A 20,616-nucleotide genomic window follows, 5' to 3' on the forward strand; every position below is an offset into this window, starting at 1 on the left:
GCCTCAAGAACCACCGGGCCGTGGCCACCCGCTACGACAAACGCGCTTACATCTACCTCGGAACGGTCACCGTCGCATCCCTGGTCATTTGGCTCGCACATGATCCAGGAAACAGAACCTAGCCGCGTACGAGTACCGCGGGTACCTCCAGGAACCAGTAACGCGGAATCCTCGGCATCACTTTGGTTGGGTCGCCGTCCACGTCCAGGGCAAGTAGCTGCAGCCAGGCCCCCAGGTCGGTGGCAAGGACAACCCCCACCTGCTCGCCAGCTTAGGAGTGCACCAAGCACCAGCTACCGCCGCAACACCCGCTGCCCCTCAAGCTCATCGGGCTCACACGGCCTTGGCTACACGCGGGCAGTCTCTCCGAGCAGCTCGTTGCGGCGGCCAGACTCCCCCGATCCGGCTGCATTACTTCCGCCAGGGCGCGTCCACGCTCATGCTCGCCGCCGGCATCCATCTCAAGGCCGTGTCGGACGCTCTCGGACACAGCGACACCCGGATCACGCGGAACATCTGCCGGCGCATCTCCCCCCGTCCGCAAGTACGCCGCCAAGGCCATCACCAAGTTGGACCCCTCCAGCGCAAGACCGAGAAGGGACGACCTCAGAAGTAGGTCACCCGCCCTCCGCTCAGGCGCCGTTCACGCAAGCCCCTCCACGCCGTCCCAGCCGTGCGTCTCGCCACGCCCCAACCGGTCCCGGAAAAAGCAAAAGCCCCAGATCACGGCGAGTGAGTTCTGGGGCCTTCACAGAGCCGCCTTCGGGATTCGAACCCGAGACCTACGCATTACGAGTGCGTTGCTCTGGCCAACTGAGCTAAGGCGGCGTGCCGTGTGCACCATGGTGCGATCAGCAGCGCGGCCAAGTCTACACAGTTTCCAGGGGTGCTCCGCACACCCTCGGCGTGGAGGGATTCTCGCAGGTCAGGAGCACTTCTTGCCGGCGGGCGGAGGGGTGCCCTCCAGGAGGTAGGTGTTGATCGCCGTGTCGATACAGTCACTGCCGCGGCCGTACGCCGTGTGGCCGTCGCCGTCGTAGGTGAGCAGGGTGCCCGAGGAGAGCTGGCGGGCCAGGGACTGGGCCCACTTGTACGGGGTCGCCGGGTCGCGGGTGGTGCCGACCACGACGATGGGGGCCGCGCCCTTCGCCTCGATGCGGTGGGGGGAACCGGTGGCCTTGGTGGGCCAGTAGGCGCAGTTCAGGGAAGCCCAGGCCAGGCCCTTGCCGAAGACCGGGGACGCCTTTTCGAAGGAGGGGAGGTCCTTGGCGACCGCTTCGGGGGTGGTGAAGCCGGGCGGGAGGTCCAGGCAGTTCACGGCGGAGTTGGCGTACATCAGGTTCGCGTACGAGCCGTCGCTCTCGCGCTCGTAGTAGGAGTCGGCCAGGGAGAGCAGGGCCGCGCCGTCGCCGTCCATGGCGCTGCTGAGGGCTTCGCGGAGCTGGGGCCAGGCGGACTCGTCGTACATCGCGGCGATCACGCCGGTCGTGGCGAGGGACTCCCCCAGCGGGCGGCTCCCGCCGGTCGTGGCGGGCTTGGCGTCCAGGGTCCTGAAGAAGGCCTTCATACGGTTCGAGGCGTCGGCGGCGGACTTCGTGCCGAGCGGGCAGTCGGCCTGTTTGACACAGTCCTTGGCGAAGGACTGGAAGGCCGTCTCGAAACCGGCGGTCTGATCGCGGTTCAGGTCGCGGGCCGGGAGGGACGGGTCCATCGCGCCGTCGAGGACGAGACGGCCGGTGCGCGTGGGGAACAGCTCCGCGTACGTCGCGCCGAGGAAGGTGCCGTACGAGGCGCCGACGTACGACAGCTTCTTGTCGCCCAGCATGGCGCGGAAGATGTCCATGTCACGGGCCGCTTCGACCGTGGAGACGTGCGGGAGGATCGTGCCGGACCGCTTCTCGCAGCCCTGGGCGAACTTCTTGAAGGACCCGGCCAGCCGCGTCGTCTCGGCCTGGTCATCGGGTGTCTGGTCGACCTGGGTGTACGCGTCCATCTCCTTGCCGCTGAGGCATTCGACGGGCTCGCTGCGGGCGACGCCGCGCGGGTCGATGGCCGCCATGTCGTAGCGGGCCCGGACTTGGGCCGGGTAGCCGATGCCCGCGTACGACTGGAGGTAGCCGATGGCCGTGCCACCCGGGCCGCCCGGGTTGACGAGGAGGGAACCGAGACGCTTGCCGGGACCGGTGGCCTTCTTGCGGGACACGGCCAGCTTGATCTCCGTGCCGTCCGGCTTGGTGTAGTCGAGCGGTGCCTTCATCGTGGCGCACTGGAAGCCGGGGACTCCGCACCCGCGCCACGTGAGCTTCTGGTCGTAGTACTTCTTCAGGGCGGCCTGATCCACGGCCACCGGGCCCGGAGCCGCGCCGGAAGCCCCGTCCGAAGCCGATGCCTCGGACGGCGATTTCCCGGAGCTGCATCCGGAGATCAGCAGACCGGCTGCCACGAACGCGGTGGCGGAGAGACGGAACTGGCGCCTGGTGTCCATTCAGGGAGACTAGCCGCCGGACCGCCCGCGACACCTCCCCGTACTCGTACGGGTGAGTACGCCTATGATCAGCCCGCCCGCAGCGACACCGCCATGGCCTCCACCGCCAGCAGCGGCGCCACATTGCGGTCCAGCGCCTGCCGGCAGGCGCTGATCGCCTCTATCCGGCGCAGCGTCCGCTCCGGTGTCGAGGCACGGGCGATCCGGTCCAGCGCGTCCCGTACGTCCCCGTTGGCGAGCGCGACCCGGGAGCCCATCTGGAGGGCGAGTACGTCGCGGTAGAAGCCCGTCAGGTCGGTGAGGGCGAGATCGAGGCTGTCCCGCTGTGTACGGGTGGAGCGGCGCTTCTGACGGTCCGCCAGCTCCTTCATCACACCCGCCGTGCCCCGGGGCATACGGCCGCCCGCCGAGGCGCCCAGCGCGGCCTTCATGTCCTCGGTCTCCTTGCCGTCGACGTCCTCGGCGACCTGCTTGGCGTCCTCCGTGGCGGCATCGATCAGCTCCTGTGCCGCCTTGAGGCAGCCGCCGATGTCGTCCACCCGCAGCGGCATCTTGAGAACCGTGGCCCGACGGGCGCGGGCCCGTTCGTCGGTGGCGAGGCGGCGGGCCCGGTCGATGTGTCCCTGGGTGGCCTGGGCGGCGGCGTGGGCGGCCTCGGGCGGGATGCCGTCGCGCCGGATCAGGAAGTCCGCGACGGCCGCCACGGGCGGGGTGCTCAGGACGAGATGGCGGCAGCGGGAGCGGATCGTGGGCAGGACGTCTTCCTGAGAGGGCGCGCAGAGCAGCCAGACCGTACGGGGCGCGGGCTCCTCCACCGCCTTCAGCAGGACATTTCCGGCGCCCTCGGTGAGGCGGTCGGCATCCTCCAGCACGATGACCTGCCAGCGGCCGACGGCCGGGGAGAGCTGGGCGCGGCGCACCAGCTCACGGGTCTCCTTGACGCCGATGGAGAGCAGATCGGTACGGATCACCTCGACATCGGCGTGCGTGCCGATCAGGCTCGTGTGACAGCCGTCGCAGAATCCGCAGCCCGGCTCCCCGCCGAGCGCGCGGTCGGGGCTGGTGCACTGAAGGGCGGCGGCGAAGGCTCGGGCCGCGGTGGCGCGGCCCGAGCCGGGCGGGCCGGTGAACAGCCAGGCATGCGTCATCTTCGACGCCTCGGGCGGCGCGGCGCGCGATGCTTCGGCGGTCACGCGCGCGTCGGCGTCACGGGCGGCGGCGGCGAGCGCCACTTGCACGCGGTCCTGCCCCACCAGCTCGTCCCATACGGTCATGCGCCGTCACCGCCTCCGTGCCATGTGCTGCCTCATGCCTCGTGCCTCACGCCTCGTGCCCCATCGCGCGTCCGTCCGCCGTCGCGTCGCGGTGGATACCGCCGCGGGTCGCGTCGTTTCCCGTCGTTCGGTTTCGCGTCGTTCGGTCGCTCGGATTCCATTGTGGGGCCGGGGTCTGACAGTCCGGCCCCACCGGCGCGAATACGCCACAAACGACGGAGCACCGCCGGGCCCTGTCAGGGCCTGGCGGTGCCTGGGTGCCTGGATACCGGGGCCTCCGGTGCCGGGGAGGAGAAACTCCGCACCCGGCACCGGACGACGCCCCGGGCCGATCCGCGACGGTCCGCCTCACACGCTCTGGCGGCGGCACCTGCTAGCGGCGGCGCCTGCCCCTGCTGTCGTCGCCGTCGTCACCGTCACGCGGGCCGAGCAGTTCGTCGGCCAGGGTCGGCAGGTCGTCCAGCGGGGTCTCCTCCGCCCAGTCCGAACGGCGGCGCGAACGCTCCGGCCACCGCCCCGCCCCGCGCCCCGGGGTCTCCCGCTCCGGCGCGGCCTCCGGGTTGAACTGCGGCAGCTCAAGCTCCCGGGTGCGCTCGTTGGGGTTCTCCTCGGACGACGCCAGGGCGCCCTCGCGGAAGAAGCCCCGCGGCACACGATCGGCCGGATCGGCGTCCCGTACGGGCGGGAGTACGGCGGTCTCGTCAGCGGCGCGCGACTCCCGCGCACCTCCGGAGTCCCGCGAACCCCCTGAGTTCCGCGTGTCCCTCGGATCCCGTGCGTCCCGAGCGCCACCCGAGCCCCGCGTGCCACCCGAGTCTCGCGAGTCCCCCGCATCTCGTCCATCCCGCGCGCCCCGGTCCCGGTCCTGGTTCCGCTCCCGGTCCTGGTTCCGCTCCCGCTCCCGTACCGACGGAAACACCATCGTCTCGTCCGCGTCGCGCCTCTCCGTCGGCCGCGCGTCCTCGGGACGTACCGCCGGGACCTCCTGCGTCACCTCGTCCGGAGCGAGCTCCGGCTTCCGGAGGTTGTGCCGGACGACCGGCGTCGGAACCGTGATCTCGTTCGGCGAGAGCTCCCGGCCCGAGTCGGCGGAAGATTCGGCAGCCGCCGCGGCCGCCGACTCCTCCGCGAGCCGACGTGCCTCCTCGGCCCTGACCAGCGCCTCCTCAGCCTTGCGCTGCTTCTCGCGACGGCGCTCCTCGGCCTCCGCGCGGAGCCTGGCCTCTTCCTGGGCCTGCTTCCTGAGGCGCTCCTGCTCCACCTCGTACGCCTTCTCCTCGGCCTCCCGGCGCTTGCGCTCCTCCTCGGCCTTCCGGCTCTCTTCCTCCGCGCGGAGCCTGGCCTCCTCCGCCTGCCGCTCGGCCTCGCGCTGGCGCGCCTCCTCCAGCTCGCGGCGCTTGCGCTCCTCCTCCTCGGCGCGGAGCTTGGCGAGCTGCGCCTGCCGCTCGCGCTCCAGCCGCTCCTCCTCCGCCTTGCGGGCGGCCTCTTCCTCGGCCTTGCGGCGGGCCTCCTCGATGGCGGCCTTCCGCGCCTCCTCCTGGGCCTTCACCTCGGCCTCGGAGAGCGGCAGCAACTGGTCGAGCCGGTGCCGTACGACCGTGGTGACCGCCGCCGGCTCCTGGCCGGCGTCCACGACGAGATAACGGGCGGGGTCGGCCGCGGCGAGGGTGAGGAAGGCGGACCGTACCCGCTGATGGAACTCCGCGGGCTCGGACTCCAGCCGGTCCGGCGCCTCCGTGAAACGCTCCCGCGCCGTCTCCGGGGAGACGTCGAGCAGCACCGTCAGATGCGGTACGAGACCGTCCGTCGCCCAGCGCGAGATACGGGCGATCTCCGTCGGCGAGAGATCACGGCCCGCGCCCTGATACGCCACGGACGAGTCGATGTAGCGGTCGGAGATGACGACCGCGCCACGCTCCAGGGCCGGGCGTACGACCGAGTCGACATGCTCGGCGCGGTCGGCGGCGTACAGCAGAGCCTCCGCGCGGCTCGACAGACCGGCGCTCGACACGTCCAGCAGGATCGAACGGAGCCGCTTGCCGATCGGCGTGGCACCCGGCTCACGGGTGACCACCACTTCGTGGCCCTTGGCGCGGATCCATTCCGCGAGGGCCTCGACCTGGGTGGACTTGCCGGCGCCGTCACCGCCTTCCATCACGAGGAAGAAGCCGGTGGCCGCCTGGACCTGCGCCGGATCGGCGCCACCGCGCAGCGCGTCGCGCAGGTCGCGCCGGAGCGGCACGCCGGAACGGTCGTCCGTCTTCGCGAGGACGACCGCCGCGACGGGGAGCAGCAGCGCGCCGACCAGCATCAGAGTGAAGGCCGCGCCGTCATGTGCGAAGACGAAAGAGCCGCCGGCGAGGCGGTGCGGGCCGATGGCCGCGGCGACGAGGGGGGCGATGACCACGCCGAGCGCGATGGAGACCCTGACAACGGCGTGCAGGTGTTCGGTGACTCGAGGACGACGGTACTCCTCCGTCTCCAGGTCGATAAGAGCGTGGCCGGTATTCGCCACGACACCGGCCGCGAAGCCCGCGAAGAGCGCGAGGAACAGCACCGTCGCCATGTCCGGTACAAGCCCCATGACGAGCAGCACGATGCCGGTGACCGTGATCGCCAGCGGGAGCAGACGACGCCGCGACAGCGTGGGCAGCACCTTCGCGGCACTGCGGATACCGAGTGCCGTACCGCCGGTCAGGGCGAGCACGAGCAGGGCGAAGGCGACGGGGCCGCCGCCGATGTCCTTGGCCTGGAGTACGGAGACGGACACGGCGGCCGCGACCGCCCCGGCGACGGCGGCGCAGGCGAGCACGAGCAGCGACACCGCACCCGTACGGCCCTTGTCCGCGCCACCACTCCCGGCACCGGCGGGCCTGCGCAGTCCTTCGAGCGGGGAACGCGGGCGGGGTGTGTGTCCGTCGGGCAGTTCGAGGAAGTACAGGACGGAGACGGACGCGGCGAACAGTCCGGCCGCGACATACGAACCGAGAGCCGCCTGGTGCAGCGAGAACCACTCGATACCCGTGCCGAGCAGGCTGCCGATCAGCGTGGCGACGAGCAGAACCGCCGCGGCGACGGGCACCGCGAGGAAGGTCGTACGGAGGGAGAGGCGGCGCAGTGCGTCGAGGTGGTCGGGCAGCGGCCGGACGGCGGCGCCCTCCAGCGGCGGCGGCGGAAGCAGCGCGGGGGCCGCGCTCTCCTTGGCGACCGTCCAGAAACGCTCGGCGACCCCGACGACGAAGACCGTGCTGAGAAGGATCGGGAGCGCGCGGCCGGGGGTCCAGTCCAGCCACAGCGGCGCGATCAGGAGGAGTGCGAGGCGCAGTACGTCCGCGGCGATCATCGTCCAACGGCGGTCCAGAGGGCCGCCGTCCTTGACGGACTTGGCGGACTTGACCGGCGCGGCCGGCTTCTCGGCCGCCAAGGCGCTCGCCGCCCCCTTGCCGTCCAGGGCCGGCTTGGCACCGCCGACCGGCGTGGCGCCACCCGCCTGGGTCGCGTCACTCACCGGCCCGGCTCCACCTGTGGGCTCCGCCGCACCTGCGGTCTTCCTGGCCGCCGCGCCACCCGCGGTCCCCGTAGCACCCGTGCTCGGCGCGATCAGCGCCGACAGCGGGCCCAGGAGCACGGCTCCGAACAGCAGCGTCGCGAGAATCCGGGCACCGAACACGGCAGCGACGGCAAATGCCACGCCCCGGTATCCGGCACCGAACGAGCCCTCGGCGATCGCCGCCTGCAACGACAGCAGCAGAAGCACGAGAATGGCGAGTACGTCGCCGACACCGCCGACGAGTTGGGCACCCCACAACCGCCGCAGCGGAGGTAGGCGCAACAAAGATCGTACGGCGCGCTCTCGTGAGTCTGCGGCAAGTGCGTCGGAGTCGGAGGTGGGGCTCACGACCGTTGGCTGCTCGGCTCGCGTCATCCGCCCAGCCTAGCCGCAGCCACCGACAACCCTTGCGACGGCATCCGAACAAACGACCGCGTGACGCCTGTGACAGATGGGACGAGGGAAGCCGGGAGGGCGCTGCCCCCTCCCCAGCCGTCCGCCCGCCTGTCCGCGCCCGTCCGTCCTACCGCCCCTACGCGCCTATTTCTACGCGCCTGCCCTGCGCGTCTGTCCCTGCACGTCTGTCCCCGCGCGTCTGTCCTACGTGTCCGACTTCGCCGAGGACGATGCCGACGCTGACGCCGACTTCGCGGCCGTCTTCTTGGCCGTCGTCTTCTTCGCCGCCGTCTTGGCCGTCGTCGTCTTCTTCGCGGCGGCCTTCTTCGCCGTCGTCGCCTTCTTCGCCGGGGCCTTCTTGGCCGGAGCCTTCTTCGCCGCCTTCTTGGCCGACTTCTTCGCCGGCCCCTTGGCGCGCTTCTCCGCGAGCAGTTCGTAACCCCGCTCCGGAGTGATCTCCTCGACGCTGTCGTCGGTCCGCAGCGTCGCGTTCGTCTCGCCGTCCGTGACGTACGGTCCGAAGCGGCCGTCCTTCACCACGACCGGACGCTCGCTCACCGGGTCCGTGCCCAGTTCCTTCAGCGGCGGCTTGGCCGCGGCCCGGCCCCGCTGCTTCGGCTGGGCGTAGATCGCCAGCGCCTCTTCCACCGTGATGTTGAAGAGCTGGTCCTCGGTCTCCAGCGACCGCGAATCCGTGCCCTTCTTCAGATACGGGCCGTACCGGCCGTTCTGCGCGGTGATCTCGACACCCTCGGCGTCCTCGCCGACCACCCGCGGCAGCGACATCAGCTTCAGGGCTTCGGCGAGCGTGACCGTGTCCAGGGACATCGACTTGAAGAGGGAGGCCGTACGCGGCTTGACCGCGTTCTTGCCGGTCTTCGGAGTGCCGTCCGGGAGGATCTCGGTGACATACGGCCCGTACCGGCCGTCCTTCGCCACGATCTGGTTGCCGCTCACTGGGTCCGTACCCAGCTCGAAGTCGCCGCTCGGCTTGGCCAGCAGCTCCTCGGCGTACGCGACCGTCAGCTCGTCCGGCGCCAGCTCCTCCGGCACGTCGGCGCGCTGATGGCCCTCTTCGTCCTTCTCACCGCGCTCGACATACGGGCCGTACCGCCCGACGCGCAGCATGATGCCCTCGCCGACGGGGAACGAGGAGATCTCGCGCGCGTCGATCGCGCCGAGGTCCGTGACCAGTTCCTTGAGGCCGCCGAGGTGGTCGCCGTCACCGTTCCCCGCGCCCGAGGCGAGGCCCGCGTTTTCGTCGCCCTCACCGAAGTAGAAGCGCCTCAGCCACGGCACCGCCTGGGCCTCGCCCTGGGCGATGCGGTCGAGGTCGTCCTCCATCTTCGCCGTGAAGTCGTAGTCGACCAGCCGGCCGAAGTGTGTCTCCAGCAGGTTGACCACGGCGAACGACAGGAACGACGGGACGAGCGCCGTCCCCTTCTTGAAGACATAGCCGCGGTCGAGGATGGTGCCGATGATCGAGGCGTACGTCGACGGCCGGCCGATCTCGCGCTCTTCCAGCTCCTTGACCAGCGAGGCCTCGGTGTAGCGGGCCGGCGGCTTGGTGGCGTGGCCGTCGACCGAGAGCTCCTCGGAGGAGAGGGCGTCGCCCTCGGCGACCTGCGGCAGCCTGCGCTCGCGGTCGTCCAGCTCCGCGTTCGGGTCGTCGGCGCCTTCGACGTACGCCTTCATGAAGCCGTGGAACGTGATCGTCTTGCCGGAGGCGGAGAATTCCACGTCCCGGCCGTCGCTCGACCGGCCGCCGATCTTGACGGTGACGCTGTTACCGACCGCGTCCTTCATCTGAGAGGCGACGGTCCGCTTCCAGATCAGCTCGTAGAGCCTGAACTGGTCACCGGACAGACCGGTCTCCGCCGGTGTACGGAAGCGGTCGCCCGAGGGACGGATCGCCTCGTGTGCCTCCTGCGCGTTCTTGACCTTGCCGGCGTACGTGCGCGGCTTGTCCGGCAGATAGCTCGCGCCGTACAGCTGCGTGACCTGCGCACGGGCCGCCGAGACCGCGGTGTCCGAGAGGACCGTCGAGTCCGTACGCATATAGGTGATGAAGCCGTTCTCGTACAGCTTCTGCGCGACCTGCATCGTCGACTTCGCCCCGAAGCCCAGCTTGCGCGAGGCCTCCTGCTGAAGAGTCGTCGTACGGAAGGGAGCGTACGGGGAGCGGCGGTACGGCTTGGACTCGACCGAGCGCACGGCGAACGAGGCGTTCTCCAGCGCGGCGGCGAGGGCCCGTGCGTTCGCCTCGTCCAGATGCAGCACCTGGTCGGACTTGAGCCGGCCGTCCGAGCCGAAGTCACGGCCCTGGGCGACGCGGCGGCCGTCGACCGAGTTCAGCCGGGCGACCAGCGACGACGGGTCGGAGGCGTCACCGGCGCGGCCGGTGGAGAACGTGCCCGTCAGATCCCAGTACTCGGCGGAGCGGAAGGCGATGCGCTCGCGCTCACGCTCGACGACGAGACGGGTCGCGACGGACTGGACACGGCCGGCGGAGAGGCCGCGCATGACCTTTTTCCACAGGACCGGCGAGACCTCGTAGCCGTACAGCCGGTCGAGGATACGGCGGGTCTCCTGGGCGTCGACCATGCGCGAGTTCAGCTCGCGCGGGTTGGCGACGGCGGCCCGGATCGCGTCCTTGGTGATCTCGTGGAAGACCATCCGGTGAACCGGGACCTTGGGCTTGAGGACTTCCTGGAGGTGCCATGCGATGGCTTCGCCCTCGCGGTCCTCATCCGTGGCGAGATAGAGCTCGTCGGATTCGGCCAGCAGCTCCTTGAGCTTCCTGACCTGGGCCTTCTTATCGGCGTTGACGACGTAGATCGGCTGGAAGTCATGCTCGACGTCCACACCGAGGCGGCGCACCTCGCCGGTGTACTTGTCGGGCACCTCGGCGGCGCCGTTCGGGAGGTCGCGGATGTGCCCGACGCTCGCCTCGACGACATAGCCAGGGCCGAGGTAGCCCTTGATCGTCTTCGCCTTGGCAGGCGACTCGACGATGACGAGTCGGCGGCCGCCGTGTGCGGTCTCGCTGGTCGGGGACAACTTCGCTCTTCTCTCCGGTCGACGCTCGGTGGGCCCGTACGGCAGTACGTCAGTACGTCATGGTGGGCACGGTGCTGCCCAGTGGTGACGCTGCTTCGCTGCGGAGTGTGACGGTACAACCCGCCCCCGTGTCAAACGGCAAAAGCCCGCAACGGCCACTCGAACGGTAACCCGACTCCAGGCATTCCTGCCGCCCGGACCCCGTGGCCGCCACGTCGGGCCACGGTCACGACGGTTCCGTCGGAGGGTACGGAGGCCGTTCCTCCGGTGTGCCCTCAGACGCGTCCGGCGCAGGTCCGGAGGCCTTGGGGCGCCGCCCTCCGGCCTGTGTCGATCATGAACGGAGGCTCCGGTCCCGCCTCACGGATTCTGGATCAGATACGACCGAAGCACCACACGCCGAGAGCGAGAAAGACCACGCCCGAGAGTGTCACCACCGTCGTGGCCACCGCGGGCCGCACCCCGTGGACCACCGGCGCGCGGTGCAGGAGGCGGCCCCCCGTCCACAGCAGCAACGCGGCGCCGAACAGGGCGAACGCCGTCCCCGCGAAGATCGCCGGCCCGCTCTCCATACGCCCGCACCCCGTTCGTTCGATGGCGCCCTCGCCGGGGCACCCGGAATTGCACCCGGAATTCAGGAGGCCGAGGCTGACACCCCGGGACGTCAACGGCGCGAATTCGAGGTGAACGCCACACACGAGCTCGCCAGGACCCGTCCGAAGGGTCTTTCGTCCGGATCGGGCCGGAGCCCAGTGCCACGCCCCGGGCCGACGGCTCCCCGTACGGCTCATACGCATACGGCTCTTACGCGTACGGGCAGAGGCGCGAGCTCCTGTACCGCACGGCACGGACTCCGGGACAGCACGCGCTTTCCGTACCGCGCGCACGCGCCGCCCTCCCTCGGCACTCACACCTCGTACGGCACGCGCACCTCGCACAGCACAGGCTTTTCGAACGGCACAGGCTCTCCCCGCCGCGCCTGGTACGGCCCACGCGGACTCTCCCGGCCTCGCGGGCCGTACGAGGCGTCCGCCGTCATCGCGGCCGCGACTCCGGCGCGGGCCCCGGGACCGGTTCCAGGAACCCTTCCTCCACCAGCAGCCGGATCGCCTGAGGAGTACGGTCGCGCAGCAGCACCGGGTCCTCCCCCATCAGCTGGGCGATCGCGTCCAGGATCCGCCCGGCACTCAGCGTCCCGTCACAGACCCCCGCGAACCCCGCCCCGACCGTGTCGACCTTCGTGGCCCGCCGCATGCCGCGGTTCTGCCGCAGCACCACATGCTCCGGGTCCTCGGCACCCGGCAGCCCGACCTGCTCCTGGACGACCTCCGGCGCCAGCACGAAATGACCGGCGAGGAGCGCCGCGTCGTCGTGCGTCCGCAGATAGTCCTGCCGGTCGAAGTGGGCCCGTACGGTCTCGCCGAGCGGCTGCTCCACCGGGTGCGGCCACTCCTCGACGACGACCGACGGCCGCTCCGCGCCCGACTTCCTGAGCGTGATCCACCCGAAGCCGACCGCCTTGGTCCCACGGGCCTCGAACTCGTCCAGCCATGCCTCGTACCGCGCGGCGTACACCTCCGGATCGGCCCGGTGGTCACCGCTGTCGCGCAGCCACAGCTCCGCGTACTGCGTCACGTCCTGCACCTCACGCTGCACGATCCAGGCATCGCAGCCGCTCGGCACCCATGAGCGCAGCCGCTGCTGCCACTCCTCCCCTTCCACGTGCTGCCAGTTGGCGAGGAAATGCGCGAACCCGCCCTCGTCCAGCCGGTTTCCCGCCTGCTGCACGAGCGTGCGGCACAGGTCGTCCCCGCCCATCCCGCCGTCCCGGTAGGTGAGCCGGGCGCCGGGAGAGATGACGAACGGCGGGTTGGAGACGATCAGGTCGTACGTCTCCTCCCCGAGCGGCTCGAAGAGGGAGCCCTCCCGCAGCTCGGCGGCGGGCGCGTCGGAGAGGGCCAGGGTCAGCCGGGTGAAACCGAGCGCCCGCGGGTTCAGATCGGTGGCCGTGACCCGCGCCGCGTGCTGCGCGGCGTGCAGCGCCTGGAGACCGGAGCCGGTGCCGAGATCGAGCGCCTTCCCGACCGGCGTACGTACGGTGATCCCCGCGAGGGTCATCGAGGCACCGCCGACGCCGAGGACCACCCCCTCGTCATGACCGCTCGCGCCACCGGCCCCGCCGACGGAACAGCCGAGGTCGGAGACGATGAACCAGTCCTCCCCGTCCGGCCCGCCGTACGGCCGGACGTCCACCGTCGCGCGGACCTCCTCACCGTCCCGTACGACCCAGCCGTCGGCCAGCGCCTCATCCAGCGGCAGCGCGGCTCCCGCCCGCTCCCACGGGACCGGCCGCTGGAGCAGGAAGAGCCGGACGAGCGTTTCGAGCGGGGTGTCGCCACGGGTGGCCCGCAGGGCGGGCACGGTCTCGCTGCGTGCCAGCGCGGCGTACGCGGGGGCGCCGAGCAGGTCGAGCAGGCCGTCGGCGGTGAAGTCGGCGGCGAGGAGGGCCGCACGGAGTCGGGGCGAGTGGTCGGGCGCGGGAAGGCTGGTCGTACTCACCCGCCCATTGTGGCGGCTCCCACTGACAACGGCCCGCGGCCCGGACCTCCGATGTGGAGGAGCGGGCCGCGAGCCGTGTTCGAGAGCGTCCGTGAGCGGATGCCGTGGGTCGCCGCGCCGAGCGCCGACAACGGTCGGGAAAGCGGTTACGCGGTTACGCGGTTACGCGGTTACGCGGTTACGCGGTTACGCGGTTACGGCGAAACGAGGTCGCGTTGCCGCCGACCCTGTTATGACGCGGTGTCGGACGCCGGCTCGGCGGATCCGCCACCGGCCGACGGCGACGGCTTCTGGCAGCCGGGCTGCTTCGCCATCGCCTTGCCGACATCGCCGGACTGAAGCTGCTGGAGCGCCTTGTCACCGCTCTTGCTGAGCTTGTCCAGCTCGTCCGCCACGCCCTTGAGGCCGTCGGCGAAGTTTGCCTGGTCCTTCGTGTCGAGCTTGTCCACCTGCTTCTTGAGGTTCGCGTACGAGACCGAGGTGGCGTTGAGCTCCTTGACGGCCTCCTGCTGCGTCTTGTCGCCGTCGTCGACGGGCGGAGCACCCGCGGTGTTCACGGCGGAGCCCAGCGACTTGTAGGCGTCGGAGATGGACTGGAAGGCCGCGGAGTCGGCCTTCTGCACATCAGCGGGCTTGCTGCTGTCCGAGGTCGCCTGCTGGATGGAGGTGTTGGCGTCCGCGATCTTCTTCAGCTGGGGCTGGACCTGGTCACAGACCTTCTTGGCCCAGTCGTTCACCTTGCTTTCGCTGTCATCGCCGCTGCAACCGGACAGCGCCATGAGCAGTACCGAACCGCCGGACAGCGCGGCCACAAGCTTCTTGTTCACCGGATGGGTCCCTTCCAAGGCTCTCGGCCCCGGAACATACACGCCAAGCGGGCGACAACCTCATGCCGAGCGTCCAATCTGTGGGCTATTGCAGCCATTTGCACCAAGGGAGAGACACCTCACGCTCACCGCGTGTCCCCTCGACGGAAACGGGCGGACAGCGCGTCAATCCACGCCGTCCGCCCACTCCTTGGCCGGTCCTCGGGCCGGCCGATCCGGTCAGCCGGCGATCACGAAGCCACCGCGGGATCGGACGACTTCTCGGCCCCGCCGCCCGGACCGTCTCCGCCGCCGTCCCCGCTGTCGCCGCTCCCGTCGTCCACCGTGACCGAGCGCCGCTTGGAGACGTACACCGCGCTGACGATGACGAGCAGGGCGAACACCGCCACCACAGCGCGGATACCGGCGTTGGCGTCGTCCCCGTAGCTGAACTGCACGACCGCGGGGGCGATCAGCAGCGCCACCAGGTTCATCACCTTCAGCAGCGGGTTGATGGCAGGACCCGCCGTGTCCTTGAACGGGTCGCCGACGGTGTCGCCGATCACTGTCGCGGCGTGGGCCTCGCTGCCCTTGCCGCCGTGGTGGCCGTCCTCGACCAGCTTCTTGGCGTTGTCCCAGGCGCCGCCGGAGTTGGCGAGGAAGACGGCCATCAGGGTGCCGGTGCCGATCGCACCGGCCAGGAACGACCCGAGCGCCCCGACACCGAGCGAGAAGCCGACGGCGATCGGGGTGAGGACGGCGAGGAGGCCGGGTGTGGTCAGCTCGCGCAGCGCGTCCTTGGTGCAGATGTCGACCACGCGGCCGTATTCGGGCTTCTCGGTGTAATCCATGATGCCGGGGTGCTCGCGGAACTGCCTGCGCACCTCGTAGACCACCGAACCGGCCGACCGCGACACCGCGTTGATCGCCAGCCCCGAGAAGAGGAAGACGACCGCGGCGCCGAGGATCAACCCCACCAGATTGTTGGGCTGGGAGATGTCCAGGCTGAGCGTCAGCTCGCCCGTCCTGGCCCCCACGTCCGCGACGGCTGTGGCGATGGCGTCGCGGTACGAGCCGAACAGCGCCGCCGCGGCGAGTACGGCCGTGGCGATGGCGATGCCCTTCGTGATGGCCTTCGTGGTGTTGCCCACGGCGTCCAGGTCGGTGAGCACCTGAGCACCGGCGCCCTCGACGTCGCCGGACATCTCGGCGATGCCCTGGGCGTTGTCGGAGACCGGTCCGAAGGTGTCCATGGCGACGATGACGCCGACGGTGGTGAGCAGACCGGTACCGGCCAGGGCCACCGCGAAAAGGGCGAGCATGATCGACGTACCGCCGAGCAGGAAGGCCCCGTACACCGCGAGGCCGATCAGCAGAGCGGTGTAGACCGCGGACTCCAGACCGATGGCGATACCCGCGAGGACCACGGTGGCCGGGCCGGTCAGGGCGGACTTGCCGATGTCCCTGACCGGGCGTCGGGTGGTCTCGGTGAAGTAGCCGGTGAGCTGCTGGATCAGGGCCGCGAGCACGATGCCGATGGCGACCGCGACCAGGGCCAGCACTCTCGGGTCACCACCGTGGTCGAGGATCTCCCGCTCGGTGACTCCGTCCAGTCCGGCGTACGAGGACGGCAGGTAGAGGAAGGCCGCCAGGGCCACCAGGGCGAGCGAGATCACCGCGGAGATGAAGAATCCGCGGTTGATGGCGCTCATACCGCTGCGGTCGGCCCGCCGCGGGGCGACCGCGAAGATGCCGATCATCGCGGTGACCACGCCGATCGCGGGGACGATCAGCGGGAACGCTAGCCCGGAGTCCCCGAAGGCGGCCGTGCCGAGGATGAGCGCGGCGACGAGCGTCACGGCGTACGACTCGAAGAGGTCGGCAGCCATGCCCGCGCAGTCGCCGACGTTGTCGCCCACATTGTCGGCGATGGTCGCGGCATTGCGCGGATCGTCCTCGGGGATGCCCTGTTCCACCTTGCCGACCAGGTCCGCTCCGACATCGGCGGCCTTGGTGAAGATGCCGCCGCCGACTCGCATGAACATGGCGATCAGCGCGGCGCCGAGGCCGAAGCCCTCCAGAACCTTGGGGGCGTCGGCGGCGTAGACGAGGACCACGCAGGAGGCACCGAGCAGACCGAGGCCCACCGTGAACATGCCGACCACGCCACCCGTGCGGAACGCGATCTTCATGGCCTTGTGCGAGACGGCCGTCAGATCCTTTTCCGGCTCGCCTTCCGCCGGTGTCGCCTCACGCGCGGCCGCGGCCACCCGCACATTGCTGCGTACGGCGAGACGCATGCCGATGTATCCGGTGGCCGCCGAGAAAAGCGCGCCCACCAGGAAGAACAGCGAACGTCCCGCGCGCTGTGACCAGGTGTCGGCCGGCAACAGCATCAACAGGAAGAACACCACAACGGCGAATGCGCCGAGGGTACGCAACTGCCGGGCCAGATAGGCATTCGCGCCTTCCTGTACAGCGGCCGCGATCTCTTTCATGGATTCGGTGCCCTCGTCGGCCGCCAGTACCTGGCGCACCAGCAGCTGGGCGACGAACAGTGCCGCGAGCGCGACGACCGCGACGACGATCACGATCAGCCGGTTGTCGTCCGTGAGTATCGCGGCTGCGAGAGAAGTGGGGTGCTCGGACAGGTGTGGTTGGAAGTGCCCCGCCATTCGTCCTCCTTGACGCTCAGCGTTCAAGATGGACGGATTGTAGGGAGGGGAACCCGATCAAAACAGAGCACGCCACATGCATTTGACCTTGACTTGCGGAATGACCTTGGAATGAGTAATGAGATAAACGCGTTAATAAATCTCCAGCGATCTGACAGAAACAAGAAAGGCCCTGCTCAGCAGGGCCTTTCTTGAAAAATGGATCACCCATTCGCACGCCGACCGCCCGAGGGGCCCGGACGACTCGATCAGGGCAGCCCGGCCAGAACGGCGCGTTCAGGGCGTCGCGACGGCCGGTGTTGTCGGCCAGCTCATCCTGATGACGCCACCGTCGTCGCCCGAGGTGACTTCCACATCGTCGACGAGCCCGCTGATGACCGCGAGCCCCATCTCGTCCTCGTCGTCGCTGTCGTAGGGGTCGCCCGAGGGTGCCCCCTCGCGCGTGTCCGAGGGCGCACCACCGGCCTCACCGCCCGCAGCCGTCACGCCGTCGCCGACCTCGATGGAGAAGATCTTCTCCTCCTCGGTCAGCGCGACCCTCACCGGAGCGGTGATGCCATGGCTGCGGTGCAGCCCCACCGCTCGGCTGCATGCTTCACCGACCGCGAGTCTGACCTCGTCCAACACAGCTTCGTCCACGCCTGCCCGGCGCGCCACGGCGGCCGCCACAAGACGGGCCGTCCTGACGTGTTCGGGCTGGGCGCTGAAGCGGAGTTCAACGGTGGCCATGCGATCCCCCTCGAACGTACGAGCGTGCATTCTCCCAGGCGGGGGCACCCGGGCAGAACGCCCGGTGCCTCTGCCCTTCCTCCGGAAGCTGCGGCCGACCTCAGTCGGTGGCAGCCACGGCCTCGTCGACCGTGGTGTGGATCGGGAACACCTTGGTCAGACCGGTGATCCGGAAGATCTTGAGAATGCGCTCCTGGTTGCAGACCAGACGCAGCGAGCCCTCATGGGCGCGCACGCGCTTGAGGCCACCCACGAGCACGCCGAGACCGGTCGAGTCCAGGAAGTCCACGCCCTCCATGTCGACAACCAGGTGATAGCTGCCGTCGTTCACCAACTCGACCAACTGCTCGCGCAGCTTGGGCGCGGTATACACATCAATCTCGCCACCGACCTCGACGACCGTACGGTCGCCACCAGGGCCGGACACATTGCGAGTCGACAGGGACAGGTCCACGGATCCTCCAGCACCTTGCTATCGAGCGGTCGCCCCTCGGGTCTCCCCGACGGAGCCAGGGGACGTATCGCCAGCCGCGATGGCATTCAATCACTTACCAGCAGTCATGCACGACGCCTTGAGCCCATTGTCCGTCACGCCAGTGACACACTCGATGCCGATGGCCAGGAATCAACGCCCCAGTGGACCCCCCGAGAGCGGGGGCAACCGCCCCTCTCCCGGCACGGTCCTCGACCGGATCGCCGCAGGGGCGGGCCGTGCTGCGCGCATCACCCATACGGAGCACCTGCCCCCGCGTGCGGGTCGTCATGCAGTGTGGCCCGCACGCATCCGCCCAGAAGTGATCAACGCCATTCAGCAGGCCGGGATCGACCATCCGTGGGCGCACCAGGCGGAAGCCGCCGAACACGCCCTGGACGGCGAATCCGTCGTCATCGCCACCGGCACCGCCTCAGGCAAGTCCCTCGCCTACCTCGCTCCCGTACTGACCACGCTCCTCGACGGCTCCGAGGCCGCCAACGGCCGGGGCACGACCGCGCTCTACCTCGCCCCGACGAAGGCCCTCGCCGCCGACCAGCGCCGCGCGGTCAAAGCGCTCGCCGCCCCGCTGGGCAACCGCGTGCGCCCCGCCGTCTACGACGGCGACACCCCCGTCGAAGAGCGCGAATGGGTCAGGCAGTACGCCAACTACGTGCTCACCAATCCGGACATGCTGCACCGGGGGATACTCCCGTCCCACCCCCGCTGGTCCTCCTTCCTTCGCTCCCTGCGCTACGTCGTGATCGACGAATGCCACACCTACCGGGGCGTCTTCGGCTCCCATGTGGCCCAGGTCCTGCGCCGGCTCCGCCGCGTATGCGCCCGCTACGGGGCGAATCCGGTCTTCCTCCTCGCCTCGGCCACCGCCGCGGAGCCCGCCCTGGCCGCGGGACGGCTCACCGGTCTGCCCGTCCACGAGGTGGCCGACGACGCCTCACCCCGCGGCGAAATGGTCTTCGCCCTCTGGGAGCCCCCTCTCACCGATCTCCATGGCGAGAAGGGCGCGCCTGTGCGCCGTACCGCCACCGCCGAAACCGCCGACCTCCTCACCGATCTGACCGTCCAGGGCGTCCGGACGGTCGCCTTCGTACGCTCGCGTCGCGGAGCCGAACTCGTCGCCGTCATCGCCCAGGAACGGCTGGCCGAGGTGGACCGCTCCCTGGCCCGCCGGGTCGCCGCCTACCGCGGCGGCTACCTCCCCGAGGAACGCCGTGCCCTGGAGAACGCCCTGCACTCCGGCGAGCTTCTCGGTCTCGCCGCCACCACCGCCCTGGAACTCGGCATCGACGTCTCCGGCCTCGACGCCGTCGTCATCACCGGCTACCCCGGTACCCGCGCCTCCCTGTGGCAGCAGGCGGGCCGGGCCGGCCGCGGCGGGCAGGGCGCGCTGGCCATCCTGGTAGCCCGGGACGACCCGCTGGACACCTTCCTCGTCCACCACCCCGAGGCACTGTTCCGGCAGCCCGTCGAATCCACCGTGCTCGACCCGGACAATCCGTATGTCCTCGCCCCCCACCTGTGCGCCGCCGCCGCCGAACTCCCTCTTACCGAGGACGATCTGAAGCTCTTCGGCCCGGCCGTCCCCGAGCTGCTCCCGCAGTTGGAGACCGCGGGGCTGCTGCGGCGCCGTACGTCCGGCTGGTACTGGACCCGCCGCGAGCGGGCCGCCGACCTCGCCGACATCCGGGGCGAGGGCGGCCATCCCGTCCAGATCGTCGAGGCCGGGACCGGCCGGCTGCTGGGCACGGTGGACGAACCCGCCGCCCACACCGCCGTCCACGAGGGAGCCGTCCATCTCCACCAGGGCCGCACCTATCTGGTGCGAGAGCTGGATCTGGCCGACTCGGTCGCCCTGGTCGAAGAGGCCAACCCGCCGTACTCCACCACCGCCCGCGACACCACCGCCATCTCCGTCCGCGAAACCGACACCGACATTCCGTGGGGCGACGGACGCCTCTGCTACGGCTCCGTCGAAGTCACCAACCAGGTCGTCTCCTTCCTGCGTCGCAGGCTCATCACTGGCGAGGTGCTCGGCGAGAGCAAGCTCGATCTGCCCCCGCGGACACTCCGCACCCGGGCCGTGTGGTGGACGGTCACCGAGGACCAGCTGGACCGGGCCCGGGTCAACCCGGAACAGCTGGGCGGCGCGCTGCACGCCGCCGAGCACGCCTCGATCGGGATGCTGCCGCTGTTCGCCACCTGCGACCGCCGGGACATCGGCGGCGTCTCCGTACCACTCCACCAGGACACCTTGCTGCCGACGGTCTTCGTGTACGACGGCCATCCGGGCGGCGCGGGCTTCGCGGAGAGAGCCTTCCGTACGGCCCGTGAGTGGCTCACGGCCACCCGCGAGGCGATCGCCTCCTGCGAGTGCGACGCCGGCTGCCCGTCCTGTGTCCAATCCCCCAAGTGCGGCAACGGCAACGACCCCCTGCACAAGCGAGGCGCCGTACGGCTGCTCACCGAGTTGCTCAGGTCCGCGCCGGACACACCGGACACCGAGACCGAGGCGGACACGCCGACCGCGGTGTAGCGCCCCGCGGACCGTCACCCCGTCACCCCGTCACCCCGTCACCCCGTCACCCCGTC

The 20,616-nt window shown here is 70.2% G+C and carries 11 protein-coding genes and 1 tRNA gene; 1 reads left to right on the top strand and 11 read right to left on the bottom strand.

What is annotated here, in order from left to right:
* Positions 1 to 754 precede the first annotated feature (754 nt).
* The 11 genes from ACIQD6_RS32250 to ACIQD6_RS32300 all read right to left on the bottom strand — a co-directional run bounded on the left by ACIQD6_RS32250 (position 755) and on the right by ACIQD6_RS32300 (position 17,988).
* Positions 755 to 828: transfer RNA gene (locus ACIQD6_RS32250), tRNA-Thr, on the bottom strand.
* A gap of 97 nt (positions 829 to 925) precedes the next feature.
* On the bottom strand, positions 926 to 2,485 hold the full coding sequence (locus tag ACIQD6_RS32255) for an alpha/beta hydrolase (protein WP_401889503.1): 1,560 nt from the start codon (positions 2,483 to 2,485) through the stop codon (positions 926 to 928).
* Positions 2,486 to 2,553: 68 nt separating this feature from the next.
* Positions 2,554 to 3,759, bottom strand: a complete 1,206-nt coding sequence (locus ACIQD6_RS32260) for a DNA polymerase III subunit delta' (protein WP_401889506.1) — start codon at positions 3,757 to 3,759, stop codon at positions 2,554 to 2,556.
* Between the two features lie 373 nt (positions 3,760 to 4,132).
* On the bottom strand, positions 4,133 to 7,684 hold the full coding sequence (tmk, locus tag ACIQD6_RS32265) for a dTMP kinase (RefSeq protein ID WP_401889508.1): 3,552 nt from the start codon (positions 7,682 to 7,684) through the stop codon (positions 4,133 to 4,135).
* Between the two features lie 225 nt (positions 7,685 to 7,909).
* Positions 7,910 to 10,765, bottom strand: coding sequence for a type I DNA topoisomerase (topA, locus tag ACIQD6_RS32270; protein WP_401889511.1), 2,856 nt, complete (start codon positions 10,763 to 10,765; stop codon positions 7,910 to 7,912).
* Positions 10,766 to 11,139: 374 nt separating this feature from the next.
* Complete coding sequence (locus ACIQD6_RS32275; RefSeq protein WP_401889513.1) at positions 11,140 to 11,337, bottom strand: hypothetical protein; 198 nt, start codon at positions 11,335 to 11,337, stop codon at positions 11,140 to 11,142.
* Positions 11,338 to 11,800: 463 nt separating this feature from the next.
* Positions 11,801 to 13,324, bottom strand: coding sequence for a methyltransferase (locus ACIQD6_RS32280; protein ID WP_401889515.1), 1,524 nt, complete (start codon positions 13,322 to 13,324; stop codon positions 11,801 to 11,803).
* Between the two features lie 230 nt (positions 13,325 to 13,554).
* On the bottom strand, positions 13,555 to 14,151 hold the full coding sequence (locus ACIQD6_RS32285) for a small secreted protein (protein ID WP_401889518.1): 597 nt from the start codon (positions 14,149 to 14,151) through the stop codon (positions 13,555 to 13,557).
* A gap of 230 nt (positions 14,152 to 14,381) precedes the next feature.
* Entirely contained in the window at positions 14,382 to 16,805 is a 2,424-nt protein-coding gene (locus ACIQD6_RS32290) for a sodium-translocating pyrophosphatase (protein ID WP_401889520.1), read from the bottom strand.
* A 276-nt stretch (positions 16,806 to 17,081) separates the two neighbouring features.
* Positions 17,082 to 17,534: an ATP-binding protein gene (locus ACIQD6_RS32295; RefSeq protein WP_401889522.1), complete on the bottom strand. Its 453-nt coding sequence runs from the start codon at positions 17,532 to 17,534 to the stop codon at positions 17,082 to 17,084.
* A 100-nt stretch (positions 17,535 to 17,634) separates the two neighbouring features.
* Positions 17,635 to 17,988 carry an STAS domain-containing protein gene (locus tag ACIQD6_RS32300; RefSeq protein WP_003967428.1) on the bottom strand — a complete coding sequence of 118 codons (354 nt, stop codon included), beginning with the start codon at positions 17,986 to 17,988 and terminating at the stop codon, positions 17,635 to 17,637.
* Between the two features lie 79 nt (positions 17,989 to 18,067).
* Between ACIQD6_RS32300 and ACIQD6_RS32305 the strand changes: the two genes are divergently transcribed.
* Complete coding sequence (locus ACIQD6_RS32305; RefSeq protein ID WP_401889525.1) at positions 18,068 to 20,560, top strand: DEAD/DEAH box helicase; 2,493 nt, start codon at positions 18,068 to 18,070, stop codon at positions 20,558 to 20,560.
* Positions 20,561 to 20,616 lie beyond the last annotated feature (56 nt).

Source organism: Streptomyces sp. NPDC088400, from assembly GCF_044753355.1.
Lineage (GTDB): Bacteria > Actinomycetota > Actinomycetes > Streptomycetales > Streptomycetaceae > Streptomyces.

Coding starts and splice junctions, on each gene's coding strand:
- ACIQD6_RS32255 (WP_401889503.1), bottom strand. CDS start 2,485: ATGGACACCAGGCGCCAGTTCCGTCTCTCCGCCACCGCGTTCGTGGCA.
- ACIQD6_RS32260 (WP_401889506.1), bottom strand. CDS start 3,759: ATGACCGTATGGGACGAGCTGGTGGGGCAGGACCGCGTGCAAGTGGCG.
- tmk (WP_401889508.1), bottom strand. CDS start 7,684: ATGACGCGAGCCGAGCAGCCAACGGTCGTGAGCCCCACCTCCGACTCC.
- ACIQD6_RS32275 (WP_401889513.1), bottom strand. CDS start 11,337: ATGGAGAGCGGGCCGGCGATCTTCGCGGGGACGGCGTTCGCCCTGTTC.
- ACIQD6_RS32290 (WP_401889520.1), bottom strand. CDS start 16,805: ATGGCGGGGCACTTCCAACCACACCTGTCCGAGCACCCCACTTCTCTC.
- ACIQD6_RS32295 (WP_401889522.1), bottom strand. CDS start 17,534: ATGGCCACCGTTGAACTCCGCTTCAGCGCCCAGCCCGAACACGTCAGG.
- ACIQD6_RS32305 (WP_401889525.1), top strand. CDS start 18,068: ATGGCATTCAATCACTTACCAGCAGTCATGCACGACGCCTTGAGCCCA.